Raw genomic sequence first — 15886 nt, 5'->3', positions numbered from 1 at the left:
GAACAAAATATATCAAAATGAAAAACTCATTTAAAATAATATTGATATCAGGATTGTTGCTGGTATCATTAAATTCCTGCAAGAAGGAAGATCTTAATTTACTGCCAACGAATGATGTTACCGCGGAAACGGTTTATGCTACGGCTGCGGGTTACAAGACAGGTTTGGTGAAATTATATGCAAGTTATGGCTTAACAAGTTCGCAAGGTTCGGATGCAAGTGAGATTGGGGGATTAAACTCTGGTTTTGCAGATTTCCTACGCTTATTCTGGACCTCTCAAGAGCTAACAACTGATGAGGCTATCTGTGCGTGGGGTGATACAGGAATTCCGGAATTAGATAACTCAACATGGGCAACAGACAATCAATTTTTAAGGGGATTGTATTCACGCAGTATTTTGCAAATTACCCTTTGTAATGAGTTTTTGCGTGAAAGTACCGCTGACAAATTAGCTTCCCGTAATATTACAGGAACTGCAGCATCTGATATTGCTAAATACCGTGCAGAAGCCCGTTTTCTACGCGCTTATCAGTACTGGGTATTAATGGATGGTTTTGGTAATCCACCGTTTGTAACTGAAGATGACGCTATTGGGAAAGTTGCACCAAAACAAATCACCAGAACAGCTTTGTTTAGCTATATCGAATCTGAGCTAAAAGCCATTGAGGGTGAATTGGTTGATGCGAGACAAAATGAATATGGCCGTGCTGACAAAGCTGCTGACTGGTCTCTATTGGCCAGACTTTACTTGAATGCTCAGGTTTACACAGGTACTGCCAAATACACTGAAGCGATTACCTACTCGAGCAAAGTAATCGCAGCAGGTTATTCGTTAAAAGCAAACTACCTTGACTTATTTAAGGCAGATAATAATGTGAATAACACAGAAAATATTTTGACAATCAACTATGATGGTGTTAATGGTACTAATTATGGTGGGACAACCTTCCTGATCAATGCGGCTATTAACGCTGACATGACTCCTGCATCTTACGGTGTGCCTAATGGCGGATGGGGTGGAAACAGAACACGTCAGAATTTACCTGCTTTATTCCCAAATACTACCGGATCAACAGATAAACGCGGTACCTTCTTTGGAACCAAAAGTACCGTTGATGAAATCGGTGTGTTTACTGACGGACTACGGGTTACCAAATTCAAGAATGTAACATCTGCGGGCATCACACCTGCTTCACTAAATGGTACATTTAGCTCACTGGATTTCGCGCTATTCCGCCTGGCAGAACAATATTTAATTTATGGTGAAGCGGTTGCACGCGGCGGTTCGGGTGGATCAGCAGCTCAGGCATTAATTTACGTAAATGCATTGCGTACCAGGGCCTACAGTAATACATCAGGCAACGTTGTGGCTGCCGCACTAACAACGGATTTCTATCTGGATGAACGCGCAAGGGAACTATACTGGGAAGGTCATCGTCGTACCGATTTGGTACGTTATGGCAAGTTTACGGGATCGACTTACTTATGGCCATTTAAAGGTGGAGTTAAAGCCGGAACCAATGTGCCAGCTTACCGTAATATCTACCCAATTCCAGCAGCAGATTTGATTGCTAATCCAAATCTGGTTCAAAACACAGGTTATTAATCTTAATTCTATAAAAGATGAAATCAATTTTATTAAAATCAATTGCGCTTGGTTTAATTTCCCTGTCGCTTTGGTCTTGCAAAAAAGAGGGTACATTGGTTGTTTCTGATGTTGTGCCAGCGGGAACGCTTACAGCCTCAACAACAAATGTAACGCTCACTCAAGTTGGAGGTGCGAATGCGGCGGTTACGCTAACATATCCACTCGCAACATCTTCGGGTTATGTTGTTCCCGTAACATCAACACTTCAATTTGCTTTAAAGGGAAAAAACTTTGCTTCTCCGCGGGAGATTGTTGTAACGACTAAAAGCTACGCGCCGACTGTCTCAGATTTCAATAATATGATACTGGCTTTAGGTGCAAAGATCGGTGTTCCGGCTCAGATTGAAGTACGACTAAAATCTGGTGCTGCTGCTAATGATTTAACCTATTCGAATGTGGTTACTTTAAATGCAACAGCTTATCTGGCTTCAGCATGGATTTACGTTCCGGGAAATTATCAAGGTTGGTTACCGTCAACAGCTGATAGCCTTGTTTCTCTAACGAGTAATAAAATTTATACTGGTATTATAAAATTCGATGGAAGTGGTTTTAAAATTACGGCGGCAAAGACCTGGGATCTTGCTTATGGAAACGCAGGTAATGGAACGATCAGTACTACAGGTGGCGATATCAGTTCTGGTACTGCTGGCTTAAAAGAAGTGACTGTTGACCTCAATGCTTTAACGATTAAACTATCAGACGTTAAAGTATGGGGAATTATTGGCGCGGCTACTCCCGGAGGCTGGGACACTGATACGGACATGAAATATGTAAATGATGGTAAAGGCTTTTGGAGGGTGACTTTAAATCTTACTGCGAGTGAGTACAAATTCAGAGAGGATCACAAATGGGATAATAATATTGGAATAAAGGATGGCAAGTTAGCAACATCTAATAGCGATAACCTGAAAATTACCGCTGCCGGTAACTATACCATTTCGTTAAATCCTAAGACACTTGAATATACAGTAGTAAAAAACTAATCATTAACTTCTGCCCTGTAGCATTTATTTGTTACAGGGCTTATTACCTTTAAAGTTTCGGCATGATCAGATCCACAACCATTTTTGCTCAGTTACCCTTATTTAATGCTCGAATTAAGTTTCAGGCTCAGACAGTGAAAAAAATGTGCCTGATGAGTTTCCTGGTGCTTCTATCAGCCGTGAATCTCTTCGCTCAGAAATTAGAGCGCATCGAACCCATGTTCTGGTTTGCAGGCATGCACAATCCAAAACTACAGTTACTTGTTCACGGTGAAAATATTGCAGCAAGCACTGTTTCATTATCTTATCCCGGCGTGAAGCTGGTTAAGGTTAACAAAGTAGAAAATCCCAATTATTTATTCGTTGATTTAGAGCTTTCTTCAACAGTAAAAGCGGGAACGTTCCCGATTAACTTTGCTTTAAAAGGAAAAAAAATATTCAGTTATACTTACGAATTGAAAAGCCGCAATAAAAGCGCTGACAGAATTCAGGGTGTAACACAAAAAGATTTTATTTATTTATTGATGCCCGATCGTTTTTCGAATGGCGACAAAAGTAATGATGTAGTTCAGGGATTAACCGAAACTACGCTCAACCGGGATAGCATGTATTATCGTCACGGCGGAGATATTCAGGGAGTAATCAATCATCTCGACTATCTTAAAGATTTGGGTATCACCACCGTTTGGATGACTCCGGAAATCGAAAATAATATGCCTCATGCATCTTACCACGGTTATGCTGTTACCGATCATTATAAAATAGACCCACGTTTCGGAACTAACGACCTTTATAAAAAATATGTAGAAACCGCTCATGCCAAAGGCATGAAGGTGATTAAAGATATTGTACACAACCACATAGGAACCGGTCATTGGTTTTTCACAGACCTTCCTATGAAAAGCTGGGTTCACCAGTGGACTAAATATACGCAGACCAGCTACCGCGATCAAACCGTGATGGATACCCACGCCTCGGCTGCAGACCGCAAAAAAATGTTGGATGGCTGGTTTGTGCCGTCAATGCCGGATTTAAATGAATCGAATCCCTATGTTCAGAATTATTTAACTCAGAACCACATCTGGTGGATTGAATATGCAGGAATAGACGGTTTGCGTTTGGATACTTATCCCTACAATGATCCGGCTTACCTGGCCGACTGGGCAATTAAACTAAAAGCAGAATTTCCTCACCTCTCTATTTTTGGTGAAACATTTGTTAATGGTGTAGCCAACCAAGCGTATTTCACACAGGGAAACACCGTAAACCGTGGCTTCGATACCCACTTGCCGGGAATTACTGATATGGCCGTTAAGGATGCCATTTATGAGGCAGTAAATGGTAAGAATGGATGGACAGACGGAATAAACCGCTTATATGATGTGGTTGCGCATGATTTTCTTTATCAGGACCCGACCAGAAACTGTATCGCTTTGGATAACCACGATATGAGCCGCTTTTATTCCATCGTAAATGAAGATTTTGATAAGTATAAAATGGGTATGGCCTTCTTATTGACCATGCGCGGCATTCCTCAAATGTATTACGGAACAGAGATCCTGATGAAAAACTTTTCAAATCCTGATGGCCTGGTTCGTTTCGATTTTCCAGGTGGATGGGATGGTGATAAAAAAGATAAATTTATTGCAGATGGCAGAACAGGAAAAGAAAATGAGGCTTTCAATTTTGTAAAAAAGCTCGCAAACTTTCGTAAATATAGCGAAGCGCTGAGAACCGGAAAGCTGATGCAGTTTGTTCCTGAAGATGATATTTATGTCTATTTCCGTTACAACAATACAGCTGCAGGAACTGTTATGGTAATCGCAAATAACACTGAAAAGGAGAAGACGTTAGATACCGGACGTTTTGCAGAAAGGACCAGTGGAATTACCACCGCAAAAAATGTTATTACAGGAGCGAGTACAGGTATTAAGGCAATAAAAGTACCTGCCAAAACCGTATTGGTTCTGGAATTAAATTAAAGCAATTTTAAACAAAAATATTTAAGCCGAAAGCAGGGTGATCATAATATGCTGAAACCCGCTAGCTGATACTAATTATAGAACAATGCAAGAAAATCTCACACCTCCTACTTCAAATCTTAACTCGTCAATTAAAGCTTGTCTTTTTGATCTTGATGGGGTATTGGTAGACACGGCAGTTTACCATTATCAAGCCTGGAAGCGCCTGGCAAATACTATGGGTTTTGATTTTACAGAAGAACAAAATGAGCAGCTAAAAGGTGTAAGCCGTGTAGAGAGTCTGAATAAAATCCTGGCATGGGGCGGTGTAGAAAAAACAGATGCTGAAAAAGACCAACTGGCTACGTTAAAAAATAGCTGGTATGTGGATATGATTACTAAAATGACCCCGGCGGAGGTTTTGCCTGGAACAGTAGATTTCCTAACGGCGATACATAAAGCAGGCTATAAACTGGCATTGGGATCGGCAAGTAAGAACTCTGGAATCATTCTGGAACGTACCAACCTGGCTCATTTCTTTGATGAGATTGTAGATGGGAACATGGTGACCAAATCAAAGCCAGATCCGGAAGTGTTTTTGAAAGGCGCAGAACTTTTGGGTGTTAAACCCGATGAATGTGTGGTTTTTGAAGATGCAGTGGCAGGAGTTGAAGCCGCAAAGCGTGCGGGGATGAAGGCAATAGGGATTGGCGAAAAAAGTGTGCTTACAGAGGCTGATGTAGTAGTAAGCGGATTAAATAAATTAACGGTTAAAGATTTAGAAGAGTTGTAGATTGATCAAATTCGTCATGGTGAGGCATGAGACAATCTAAAAAAAAAGAATTCAAATCAATTACGGGGGATGAACACTTTAAAAAGAGATTGCTTCCTGCCTCGTAATGACGAAAGCATAAAAGATGAAGAATTACATTAAAGCAGATGAGTGGAACATTATCGAAGAAGGCTTTGATCCACATTTAAATAAAATTTCAGAGAGTATTTTCAGTCTGGGTAATGGCCGCATGGGTCAACGTGCCAACTTTGAAGAAACCTATACTGGTGAAACCCTTTTGGGAAACTATGTGGCTGGTGTTTACTATCCTGACAAAACCCGTGTGGGGTGGTGGAAAAATGGCTATCCTGAATATTTTGCGAAAGTTTTAAATGCGGCAAACTGGGTAGGTATCGAAGTTAAAATTGATAATGAGATTCTGGATCTGGCCAAAGCAGAAGTATTGGATTTCAAGCGTGTTTTGAATATGCATGCCGGTGTTCTGGAAAGAACATTTACCGCGAAACTGGAAAGTGGCAAAACGGTTAAAGTTAAAGCCACCCGTTTTTGTAGTATTGCCGATGATGAGGTTGGGGCTATCCGCTATAGCATTACTGCTGTAGATTTTGATGGTAACCTAACACTAACACCCTTTATTGATGGCGACATCAAAAACCAGGACAGTAACTACGATGAGAAATTCTGGACAATGGTTTCTGATGAGATCACCGGAGTTGAAGCTTACCTCAAATTAAGAACGAAGAAAACGGAGTTCGAGGTTTGTACTGGAAGTCATATCGCATTATTCAAAAATTCGGAAGAAGTGGCCATCAATCCGGAAGCTACCCGAAAGGAGAAATTTGTTGGTCAGACTTTTTCTGTTGATGTAAAAGCAAATGAAGAAATTACCTTAGTAAAAATCGCCACAAATTTATCTTCAGAAAACTATCCGAAAGAATCACTTTTAGAAGAAGCTAAAGCCGTGATCGCTAAAGCAACAGCTAAGGGTTTCGATACACTGATTAAAGAACAAACTGAAGCCTGGGCAACCAAATGGGAAGAAAGCGATATCGTGATTGAAGGCGATGTTTCTGCTCAGCAGGCTATCCGTTTCAATATTTTTCAACTGTTCCAAACCTATACAGGTAAAGACGACAGGTTGAATATCGGACCAAAAGGCTTCACCGGTGAGAAATACGGAGGTTCTACTTATTGGGATACTGAAGCTTATTGCGTTCCTTTCTATCTGGCAACTGCACCTCAGGAAGTAAGTAAAAACCTGCTGGTTTACCGCCATAAACAACTGGGTAAAGCCATTGAAAATGCGGCTAAATTAGGTTTTAAAGATGGAGCTGCTCTATATCCAATGGTAACCATGAATGGTGAAGAGTGCCATAACGAGTGGGAAATTACATTCGAGGAAATCCACCGTAATGGAGCCATAGCGTTTGCTATTTACAACTACATCCGTTATACAGGTGATGAAAGTTACCTGTTCGATTATGGTTTGGAAGTTTTGATTGGTATTGCCCGTTTCTGGAAACAACGCGTTAACTGGAGCAGCGATAAACAACAGTATGTAATGCTGGGGGTTACCGGGCCGAATGAATACGAGAACAACGTAAACAACAACTGGTATACCAGTATGTTAGCCGTTTGGTGCATGAAATATGCAACAGAAGCTGCTGAAATTGTTAAAACGCAACAGCGTGAAAAATATAACAGTTTATTGGCGTCCGTAAATTTTAATGAAAGCGAATTTGCAGACTGGGCAGATATTATTGAAAAAATGTATTTGCCGGAGGATAAAAACTTAGGAATTTTCTTACAACAGGATGGTTATCTGGATAAAGAACAGACGCTGGTTAAAGACTTACCTGCAAGTGAAAGACCAATCAATCAGAAATGGAGCTGGGATAGAATTCTACGTTCGCCTTTTATTAAACAGGCTGATGTGCTACAGGGTATTTACTTTTTCGAAGAAGATTTTGATTTGGAGACCATCAGAAGAAACTTCGATTTCTACGAGCCACGTACCGTTCACGAGAGTTCATTATCGCCTTGTGTACATAGTATCCTTGCGGCTAAATTGAATGATGAAGCCCGTGCTTACGAATTTTACTTACGCACCGCACGTTTGGATCTGGATGATTATAACAACGATACTGAAGATGGTTTACACATTACCTCGATGGCCGGCACATGGATGAGTGTGGTGGAAGGATTTGCAGGCATGCGCGTTCGTGAGGGTAAATTACACTTTAACCCTTTCTTGCCAACGCAGTGGAAATCATTCTCGTTTACTGTTGGTTTCAGAGGAGCGACGTTAAAGATCAATATTACCGAAAACGGAATTAATATTAAAAACCACAATGCTGTGGATTTAGAAATCGGAATCAAAAATCAGGTTTATAAATTGGCAGGAAATGCTGAAGTAGAAGTGAATAACGCAGAGTTGGTATGATTGTAGATGGAAAATTCAGTTGGGGAAGTCATCTTTACATCGTGGCATGCGCTGCGCTGATTTTTCAGCTATTTATTTCAACATCATCCTTTGCACAAAAAAAACATCCCAAAATGGACGATAAGCAAATCGTTATTTATCAGTTACTGCCCCGTTTATTCGGGAATAAAAATAGTACGAATGTTCCTTATGGTACCATTGAGCAAAATGGTGTGGGAAAGTTTAATGACATCACCGATCAAGCTTTAGCTGGCATTGCTTCACTCCATGCCAACTATGTGTGGTACACGGGGGCTATTGCACATGCAAGTTTGACCGATTATTCTGCTTACGGAATTAAGGTTGACGACGCTGACGTAGTAAAAGGCAGGGCTGGTTCGCCTTATGCCATCCGCGATTATTATGATGTGGATCCTGATCTGGCGGTTGATGTGAAGAACCGCATGCAGGAATTTGAGGCGCTGGTGAAAAGAACGCACGGGAAGAACCTGAAGGTAATTATTGATTTCGTGCCTAATCATGTGGCGAGGAGTTACCATTCTTATGCAAAGCCGGAGGGCGTAGCTGATTTCGGTAGCAATGATGATGTAACCAGGAGCTTTAGTGCCCAAAATGATTTCTACTATGTACCTGGTCAACCTTTTGTGGTGCCTACAAACGGACTGAAGACACCGCTATCTGTTTTACAGGATGGGAAGTTTGATGAAAATCCGGCCAAAGCGACCGGCAATGATGCTTTTACGGCATCGCCTAAATATGACGACTGGTACGAAACGATTAAATTGAATTATGGTATAGATTATCAGAATGGCAAACAAAACCATTTTGATCCTATTCCTCCGGTATGGACGAAGATGCGTGACATCCTGATCTTCTGGACTAAAAAAGGTGTAGATGGTTTCCGTTGCGATATGGCAGAAATGGTACCTATTGCATTCTGGAACTGGGTTATACCTCAGGTAAAACAAGTTAATCCTGATTTAATATTTTTAGGAGAGGCTTACAATCCCCAGGTTTATAAACAGTATTTAGAAGAAGGTAAATTCGATTATCTGTATGATAAAGTTGGTTTGTATGATGGTTTGAAAAGACTGATCAGAAACGAGCCATCGGCAGATGTGAAAGACATCCGTCATGTATGGCAGGTAGAAAGTGCTGGTTTTGGCAAACACATGTTGCGTTTTCTGGAAAATCATGATGAGGAACGTATCGCATCTGCTGGCTTCGCAGGAAAAGCTGAGCTGGCTTTACCCGCAATGGTAGTTTCGGCAACATTAGGTTCAGGCCCGGTGATGCTTTATTTCGGTCAGGAGGTTGGAGAGAAGGGACAAGGGCAAGAAGGTTTTGGAGGCGATGATAACCGCACCACGATTTTTGATTACTGGGGTATTCCGAGTCACCAGAAATGGATGAACGGTGGATTATTTGATGGACAAAAGTTAAGTTCCGAGGAGCAAAAGCTGAGATCCTGGTACAAGCAACTGTTTAAGGTAACCTCTGTCAGCGACGCCATTAAAAACGGTGAGATTTATGATGTTCCACAAGCGGCAAATATGAATAACCGCATGTATGCTTTCATCCGCTACTCGGGCAAACAGCGTTTGTTGGTTGTCGTGAATTTTGATCGCCATGCATCACTTGAAGCCAATATCGAGATTCCAGATCATATTCTGAAGGTGAAACACTCCTCTCCGGTTACTGATTTGTTAACAGACCGGAAATTAAATATCCCAGCTGGAACCAGTATTCCTGTGACGCTTGGGCCGGTTTCGGCGCAGGTGATAGAATTTTAGAGCAATAAAAAGAATTAACCACAAAGTACACAAAGAAAGCAGCGTAAATTTCAGGCCTCCGTGCTTAATGTGTAAACCCAGGTGCGCCTTGTGGGAAAAATAAAACCAAATACAATGAGCTTAAAAACAGTATTCGAGAATCCCAGGTTAACCCTCGCCCAGATTATTAACATGAGTGTTGGTTTCTTTGGTATTCAATTCGGTTGGGATTTACAACGTGCCAACATGGGGCGTATTTATGAAAACCTCGGTGCCAATCCTGATCAGGTTCCATTACTATTTTTGGCTGCTCCGCTAACAGGGTTGCTGGTACAGCCGGTTATCGGTTATTTGAGCGACAGAACATGGCATCCGAGATGGGGCAGAAGGAGGCCATATTTCTTGCTTGGTGCCATCGTAAGCAGTATTGCTTTAATTTTTATGCCACACAGCAGTGTTTTGTGGATGGCAGCAGGATTGCTTTGGATTCTGGACGTATTCGGAAACATAGCGATGGAACCTTTCCGTGCTTTTGTTACCGATAAATTACCAGATAGCCAGGTTAACCGTGGTTTCATTATGCAAAGCATGATGATTGGTTTAGGCGGAAGTGTAGCATCGGCTTTGCCCTGGTTAATGAATAATTTGTTTCATTTGCAGAATACCGCTGAACAGGGTAGTATTCCTGAAAATGTAAAATTCTCTTTTTACATAGGAGCATTCTTTTTTCTGGCAGCTGTGCTTTGGACAGTTTTTACTACGAAAGAATATCCTCCGCAGGATCTGGAAATACAACGAAAAGAAGCTAATAATAAGGGGTTTGCCGGCGGTGTTTCAGAAATTTTTGGTGCTTTGAGGAACATGCCTAAGCGAATGCAGATTGTTTCCCTTGTGCAGTTTTTTACCTGGCCCGGGCTGTTTCTAATGTGGTTTTATTACACTACAGCTGTTGCGGTGAATGTATTCGGCGGCAAAGATGCTGCCGACCCTGTTTACGCACATGGAGCGGATTTTGGTAGTCTAACCCTTGCCTACTACAGTGTGATCACTTTCCTTTTTGCATTGGTTTTACCAAAGATTGCAGATGCACTTGGGCGGAAAACAACGCATGCTTTATGTTTGGTTTGTGGTGCCATTGGTCTAATCAGTGTAGCCTGGGTACATGATAAGAATATGTTGTATTTGTGTATGACCGGCGTTGGTATAGCATGGGCCAGTATTTTGTCGATGCCTTATGCTATGCTAAGTGGCTCACTTCCGAAAGATAAAATTGGTATTTACATGGGGATATTCAATTTCTTCATTGTGCTCCCTGAAATTATTGCCTCATTGGGCTTTGGCTGGTTAATGCGTAACGTGCTTAACAATGACCGGCTTTTAGCTGTTCAGCTTGGTGGCGGATTGATGATTCTGGCGGCTGTTATCTGTTATTTATTTATCAGAGAACCTAGGAAAACAGACGAAAAGCTGGCTACAGAGGTCGCGATCGAAGAGAACAGATCAGTTTAAATAAATCGTCATTGCGGGGTACGAAGCAATCTGATTAGAAAGATAGCTTGTCCCGAAATATGGGACAAGCTATGTCTAGCACTGACGAAAATCTTATAATATTCTAACCAAATGAAAAAACTATTTTACCTGTTATTGCTGGTGACCGCATTTAACACGGCCTGTAAAAAATCCTCAACTGATGCCGGAGCAGAAGTGCCTGTAAGTAATGTAGCGGATTTACCTGCGGGTGCCAAAGATGGAGTTGCATTTATCAATAACGGTACGTCGGCAATCATTACGCTATACGCTCCGGGAAAAAAGTCTGTATCATTGATTAGTGATTTCAATAACTGGTCGGCCACGACCTCTGTGATGAAGAATACCCCTGATGGAAATACCTGGTGGGTACAAGTTGACAACCTCAACCCGGCTACCGAGTATGCTTATCAGTTTTACATAGATGGTACGCTGAAAGTTGCCGATCCATATTGCGAGAAGGTTCTCGATCCGGATAATGATCAGTACATCTCTTCAACTGTATATCCTGGTTTGAAAGCCTACCCAACCGGGAAAACTACCGGCATTGTAAGTATAATGCAGGCCAATCAGACCGTTTATACCTGGAAGAACAGCAGCTTCAGTCGGCCCGAAAAGAATAATCTGGTTATTTATGAATTATTGATTCGTGATTTTACTACTGAGCATACTTATGCCTCGACGCTGGCGAAGCTGGATTATTTGATTGGTTTGGGGATTAATGCGATTGAATTAATGCCGGTTAATGAGTTCGAAGGAAATTCAAGCTGGGGCTATAATCCATCGTTTTATTTTGCTCCTGATAAGTATTATGGAACAAAAACAGCTTTGCAGAATTTCATTGATGAATGTCACGGTAGGGGAATTGCAGTGATCATGGATATGGTATTGAATCATTCATTTGGTCAGTCGCCTATGGTTCAACTGTATTTTGATGGGACGAAACCGACTGCAAGCAGTCCGTGGTTTAATGTTGATGCCAAACATCCTTATAATGTGGGTTTTGATTTCAACCACGAAAGTACAGCAACTAAAAAATTCTCAAAAGATGTAATGAAATTCTGGATGCAGCAATACAGGATTGACGGTTTCCGTTTCGATTTGTCAAAAGGCTTTACCCAAAAAGTTTCTACTGACGATGCCACCATGAGTGCTTACGATGCAAGCCGCGTTGCCATTTGGAAGGATTACAATTCCTATATTAAAAGCATCGATCCTAATTTTTATGTTATTCTCGAACACTTTGCCGATGCCTCGGAAGAAAAGGTTTTAGCAGAGGATGGCATGATGCTGTGGAATGATATGAATTACAATATGAACGAATCCACAATGGGCTGGTTAGATAATTCCAACTTTCAGTGGGGTTTTTATGCCAATCACGGATTTACTAAATCTGAGAACCTGGTTGGTTTTGGAGAGAGCCATGATCAGGAACGCCTGAACTTCAAAAATATCAACTACGGGAATGCTTCTGGCAACTACGTGATCAAAGGCAATCTGGGTACTTCTTTAAAAAGAGAAGCATTAATCGCAGCATTTTTATTTGCGATTCCCGGGCCGAAAATGGTTTGGCAGTTTGGTGAGCTTGGTTACGATATCAATATTGATTACAATGGCAGGACAGGTGAAAAGCCGGTTAAATGGGATTATTACAGTGATCCAAACCGTAAAGCTTTATACGATGCATATGCAAAATTTATCCGCTTAAAAAAGAATAATCCGATATTTAAGTCTAGCAGTTCAACTTATAATCTGGCTGGGGGCATTAAATATATCAAACTGGTTGAGGGTACAAATACCGTGGTGGTAGTGGGTAATTTTGATGTGGTGAGTCAACAGGCAAACATCGACTTTGGCACACCAGGAACATGGGCTGATGCTGTCGGGAATGGTATCACAATGGGCAGTACTTTTTACACGGCGACATTAGCACCTGGCGAGTATCACGTATTCAGCAAAACAGCCTTAAAGTAATTATTGCCTTGCCATGTTAGCGGGGCGTTTGTTTTTGGTTGTAAATGCGTAACATTTGTAATGTGATTTTTGAATAACGCACCTTTAGTTTGATCTTTATGATCCAAACTAAACTTTATGAAATTTAAAATATTACTTACGATTATGTTGATTTACAGCTGTGCGGTTCATGCGCAGCAGTCAGGCAGGAAAAATGTTTCGAAAGAAATAGCCGCAACTCTGCCCGTAACGGTAAAGGACGAAACCAAACCTGCCGTTAATGAGCGCACAATAAAGGTGGAAAGCACCGTAGTTACTAATCATTCGGTCAATATTAATGGGAAATCTGTTCCCTACAAAGCTACAACCGGAACCTTACCGGTTTGGGATGAAGAAGGTAAAGCCATAGCGGGATTATTTTACACCTATTATGAGCGTAGTGATGTATCGAACCGGGATCAACGTCCATTAGTTATTTCTTTTAACGGTGGTCCGGGATCTGCCTCGGTATGGATGCACATTGCTTACACTGGTCCGGTTGTATTGAAAATTGACGACGAGGGATACCCTGTTCAGCCTTATGGTTATAAGGAAAATCCCTATTCGATTTTAGACGTCGCCGATATTGTGTATATCGATCCGGTAAATACCGGTTATTCGCGTGCCGTAAATAAGGATATTCCGAAAGATAAATTTTTTGGTGTGCGTGCAGATATCAAATATCTTGCTGAGTGGATCAATACATTTGTAACGAGGAATAACCGTTGGGCTTCGCCAAAATTTTTAATTGGTGAAAGCTATGGTACAACACGCGTGTCAGGTTTGGCGCTTGAACTGCAAAACAGCCAGTGGATGTATTTGAATGGGGTTGTGCTGGTATCTCCAACTGAGCTTGGTATAGAGCGGGGAGGGTCCGTAGAGGCTGCTTTGAGATTACCTTATTTTGCCGCGACCGCATGGTACCATAAAGCACTGCCTCAGGATTTACAGTCCAAAGATCTGACCGCTATGCTCCCTGAAGTGGAAACCTTCACCATAAATGAATTGATTCCTGCTATTTCGCAGGGCGGGATGTTGAGTACTGACAAGAAGAAACTGATTGCCTCCAAAATGGCCCGTTATTCAGGATTATCAGAGAAAGTGGTACTGGATTACAACCTGAATGTTCCAACAGATTTTTTCTGGAAGGAACTGATGAGAGATAAGGGTTTTACTGTAGGTCGTTTGGATTCGAGGTATCGCGGGATAGATAAAATGAGTGCAGGCGAAGGACCCGACTACAACGCGGAACTAACCTCCTGGCTACATTCTTTTACCCCTGCTATTAATATGTACATTCGCAATGAGCTGAATTATAAAACTGATTTGAAATACAACATGTTCGGCTCCGTTTACCCCTGGGATAACTCTGGTAACAATACCGGAGACAATTTGCGTCAGGCTATGGCGCAAAATCCATACCTGCATTTGCTGGTTCAATCGGGCTATTATGATGGTGCCTGCGATTATTTCAATGCGAAATACAGCATGTGGCAACTGGATGCTGCGGGGAAACTGAAGGATCGGATGAGTTGGGAGGGTTATCGCAGCGGACACATGATGTACTTAAGGAAAGACGACCTGAAAACTGCAAATGCCCATATCCGGGAATTTATAATAAAAGCTTTACCCAAGGCTGGTGAAGCGGCAAAGTTTTAATAGTAAAGACAGGGGTATTATGGTGTGCCAGGCAACATAGCCCGGGAGTAAATGTATCCAATATACTAAATCTGTGTAATCGTATTGATTAATTACCTATTTTTGTGGTTCAATTATGCAACAGATAAAAACATCATTCGATTTTGAGAAACCTATTGCTGATTTAGTTCAGCAGATAGAAAAGGTTAAACAAGTTGCCGAGAAAACTAAAGTAGACATGTCTGCTACGTTGGACGAGCTTGATGGTAAATTAGAAGAAACCACCAATAACTTATATAAGAACTTAACTGGCTGGAACAAGGTTCAGATGAGCCGTCATCCGGATCGCCCGCAAACCCTTGATTACATCAATATGATTTGTGATGATTTCATTGAGTTGCACGGCGACAGAACGGTGAAAGACGACAAAGCTATTATTGGTGGATTTGCAACTATCAACGGTCAAACTGTTATGGTTATCGGGCATCAGAAGGGTAAAAACACTAAAGAGCGCCAGTACCGTAATTTCGGAATGGCTAACCCTGAGGGTTACCGTAAAGCTTTGCGTTTGATGCGTCTGGCGGAGAAATTTAATAAGCCAGTAGTTTCTTTCATTGATACGATGGGTGCTTATCCGGGTTTGGAAGCTGAAGAGCGCGGACAAGGTGAGGCGATTGCCAGAAACTTATTAGAGATGTCGGTACTTCGTGTGCCTATTATTTGTATTGTTGTTGGAGAGGGTGCTTCAGGTGGAGCATTGGGCATTGGAATTGGTGATAAGGTTTATATGCTGGAGCATACCTGGTACTCTGTAATTTCTCCTGAATCTTGTTCTTCCATTCTATGGAGAAGCTGGGATTTTAAGGAGAAAGCTGCTGAATGCTTAAAACTAACCTCTGATGATATGTTTGGCAACAAATTGATTGACGGCATTATCCCTGAACCTCTTGGCGGCGCACATCAGGACCCGGAATTAATGGGTAAAACTTTAAAGGAGTATATCTTAAATGATTTAGCTGCATTAGGTAAGTTAAAAACCGATAAAATGATTGAACAACGCATTGAAAAGTTCTGTGAAATGGGCGTGGTTAACGAATAATCAATTATCAACCATATAAGATTTAACCC

10 protein-coding genes are annotated in these 15886 nt (G+C 41.5%); all 10 read left to right on the top strand.

What is annotated here, in order from left to right; genetic code table 11:
- The first annotated feature begins 17 nt into the window (after nucleotides 1-17).
- The 10 genes from AB669_RS08910 (at nucleotide 18) to AB669_RS08865 (ending at nucleotide 15857) form a co-directional block, all read left to right on the top strand.
- The gene (locus tag AB669_RS08910) at nucleotides 18-1607 is read left to right on the top strand and encodes a RagB/SusD family nutrient uptake outer membrane protein (protein ID WP_047798907.1); all 1590 of its coding nucleotides are present in this window, start codon (nucleotides 18-20) and stop codon (nucleotides 1605-1607) included.
- A 17-nt stretch (nucleotides 1608-1624) separates the two neighbouring features.
- Nucleotides 1625-2632: a SusE domain-containing protein gene (locus tag AB669_RS08905; protein ID WP_047798906.1), complete on the top strand. Its 1008-nt coding sequence runs from the start codon at nucleotides 1625-1627 to the stop codon at nucleotides 2630-2632.
- Nucleotides 2633-2694: 62 nt separating this feature from the next.
- Nucleotides 2695-4614 (top strand): glycoside hydrolase family 13 protein, encoded by a 1920-nt coding sequence (locus AB669_RS08900; protein ID WP_082120626.1) that lies wholly within the window; start codon nucleotides 2695-2697, stop codon nucleotides 4612-4614.
- A gap of 85 nt (nucleotides 4615-4699) precedes the next feature.
- Nucleotides 4700-5386, top strand: a complete 687-nt coding sequence (gene pgmB, locus AB669_RS08895) for a beta-phosphoglucomutase (protein WP_047798905.1) — start codon at nucleotides 4700-4702, stop codon at nucleotides 5384-5386.
- Between the two features lie 124 nt (nucleotides 5387-5510).
- Nucleotides 5511-7829, top strand: a complete 2319-nt coding sequence (locus AB669_RS08890; protein WP_047798904.1) for a glycoside hydrolase family 65 protein — start codon at nucleotides 5511-5513, stop codon at nucleotides 7827-7829.
- A 113-nt stretch (nucleotides 7830-7942) separates the two neighbouring features.
- A complete protein-coding gene (locus tag AB669_RS08885) occupies nucleotides 7943-9622 on the top strand; it encodes an alpha-amylase family glycosyl hydrolase (RefSeq protein WP_047799090.1) in 1680 nt (559 codons plus the stop codon).
- Nucleotides 9623-9736: 114 nt separating this feature from the next.
- Entirely contained in the window at nucleotides 9737-11110 is a 1374-nt protein-coding gene (locus tag AB669_RS08880) for an MFS transporter (RefSeq protein WP_047798903.1), read from the top strand.
- A 111-nt stretch (nucleotides 11111-11221) separates the two neighbouring features.
- On the top strand, nucleotides 11222-13102 hold the full coding sequence (locus tag AB669_RS08875) for an alpha-amylase family glycosyl hydrolase (protein WP_047798902.1): 1881 nt from the start codon (nucleotides 11222-11224) through the stop codon (nucleotides 13100-13102).
- A gap of 117 nt (nucleotides 13103-13219) precedes the next feature.
- On the top strand, nucleotides 13220-14779 hold the full coding sequence (locus tag AB669_RS08870) for a S10 family peptidase (protein ID WP_047798901.1): 1560 nt from the start codon (nucleotides 13220-13222) through the stop codon (nucleotides 14777-14779).
- A 115-nt stretch (nucleotides 14780-14894) separates the two neighbouring features.
- Nucleotides 14895-15857 carry an acetyl-CoA carboxylase carboxyltransferase subunit alpha gene (locus tag AB669_RS08865; protein WP_082120625.1) on the top strand — a complete coding sequence of 321 codons (963 nt, stop codon included), beginning with the start codon at nucleotides 14895-14897 and terminating at the stop codon, nucleotides 15855-15857.
- Nucleotides 15858-15886 lie beyond the last annotated feature (29 nt).

This window comes from Pedobacter sp. BMA, from assembly GCF_001027745.1.
GTDB lineage: Bacteria > Bacteroidota > Bacteroidia > Sphingobacteriales > Sphingobacteriaceae > Pedobacter.
Note: the sequence above shows the minus strand (reverse complement) of the source record. Positions and strands in the feature narration are given on the sequence as shown.

What these genes read in the sequence shown, in the direction of transcription:
- AB669_RS08910 (WP_047798907.1), top strand. Translation starts at nt 18, where the DNA reads ATGAAAAACTCATTTAAAATAATATTGATATCAGGATTGTTGCTGGTA.
- AB669_RS08905 (WP_047798906.1), top strand. Translation starts at nt 1,625, where the DNA reads ATGAAATCAATTTTATTAAAATCAATTGCGCTTGGTTTAATTTCCCTG.
- AB669_RS08900 (WP_082120626.1), top strand. Translation starts at nt 2,695, where the DNA reads ATGATCAGATCCACAACCATTTTTGCTCAGTTACCCTTATTTAATGCT.
- pgmB (WP_047798905.1), top strand. Translation starts at nt 4,700, where the DNA reads ATGCAAGAAAATCTCACACCTCCTACTTCAAATCTTAACTCGTCAATT.
- AB669_RS08890 (WP_047798904.1), top strand. Translation starts at nt 5,511, where the DNA reads ATGAAGAATTACATTAAAGCAGATGAGTGGAACATTATCGAAGAAGGC.
- AB669_RS08885 (WP_047799090.1), top strand. Translation starts at nt 7,943, where the DNA reads ATGGACGATAAGCAAATCGTTATTTATCAGTTACTGCCCCGTTTATTC.
- AB669_RS08880 (WP_047798903.1), top strand. Translation starts at nt 9,737, where the DNA reads ATGAGCTTAAAAACAGTATTCGAGAATCCCAGGTTAACCCTCGCCCAG.
- AB669_RS08875 (WP_047798902.1), top strand. Translation starts at nt 11,222, where the DNA reads ATGAAAAAACTATTTTACCTGTTATTGCTGGTGACCGCATTTAACACG.
- AB669_RS08870 (WP_047798901.1), top strand. Translation starts at nt 13,220, where the DNA reads ATGAAATTTAAAATATTACTTACGATTATGTTGATTTACAGCTGTGCG.
- AB669_RS08865 (WP_082120625.1), top strand. Translation starts at nt 14,895, where the DNA reads ATGCAACAGATAAAAACATCATTCGATTTTGAGAAACCTATTGCTGAT.